Annotated in this window: 1 protein-coding gene; it reads right to left on the bottom strand. The window is 72.7% G+C overall.

The genetic code is table 11. The annotated features are described in order from the left end of the window. Positions 1-43: 43 nt before the first annotated feature. Positions 44-712, bottom strand: coding sequence for a hypothetical protein (locus EEJ42_RS31175; protein WP_123105213.1), 669 nt, complete (start codon positions 710-712; stop codon positions 44-46). Between the last annotated feature and the right edge of the window lie 115 nt (positions 713-827).

The raw sequence follows: 827 nt of genomic DNA, 5'->3' as shown, positions 1-827 counted from the left end.
CGCGCGTGGGCGCGGGCCGAGCGGGCGGGCACTGCGGTGCGGTCTAGGCGACCGAAGTGCGGGGCTGGGACAGGAGCCGCCGCACCATCCGGACGTCGCTGCGCAATTGTCCGGCTGCCTGGTCGCAGGTCGCGCGCAGGTACGCCGCGATCAGGTAAGCGGTCAGCCGCCCGGAACGGGCCGAGTCCGGAGTCTGCGGGAGGTACAGGACGTTGGCAGGGGGGAGCAGTCCGAGCCGGACGTACGCCTCGATCAGGGACCATCGGTCCAAACCATCCCTGTGCTGCGCCTCGGTACGGGCGAGTCCGTGCTCCATGCCGTCGTAGAGACCGCTGAGCAGCACCACGGGCAGGTGGGCGATGGCGTCCACCGCGCGGTCCAGGGCACCGTCATCGTCGGGGTCGAGCAGATCCTCGGGGAGCCCGAAGTACTCGTTCGCGACCGGGTCCTTACCTCCGTGTGCGGTGTAGGCGGTACGCCAGTCCGTGACCTGCTCGGTTCCGGCCTGCACCTCGCAGGGGTCGGTGTGCTCACCGGAGATACGAACCAGGCCAAGCCAGCCGGGCCGCCGCAGGTCCCGCACGGGCGGGAGTCCTTCTTCCGGGTACCCGTGCCAGGCGGCGCGGGCGACGGCGCCCGCGCGCCGCAGCAGGTGGCCCAGGTGGGGAGATGTCCTGGGGGCGGGACGGCGGGCGGCAGTGGGCTTCGTCATGGCATTTCACTCCTCAATTTGGCGGGCCCCGGGCGCGGGTGGCGCGCGGGGTGCCGGGAGCGGGCCTGTTGCGGGCCCGGCTCGACCGGCTGCCAGAACGGTCGGCCACCTGGGG

The sequence above is a fragment of the Streptomyces botrytidirepellens genome (genome assembly GCF_003721215.1).
In the GTDB taxonomy this organism is placed as follows: Bacteria; Actinomycetota; Actinomycetes; order Streptomycetales; family Streptomycetaceae; genus Streptomyces; species Streptomyces himastatinicus.
This window is presented reverse-complemented; position numbering and strand designations above follow the sequence as displayed.

Bases quoted from the DNA above. Each gene is read 5' to 3' on its own strand.
- EEJ42_RS31175 (WP_123105213.1), bottom strand. From the start codon at position 712: ATGACGAAGCCCACTGCCGCCCGCCGTCCCGCCCCCAGGACATCTCCC.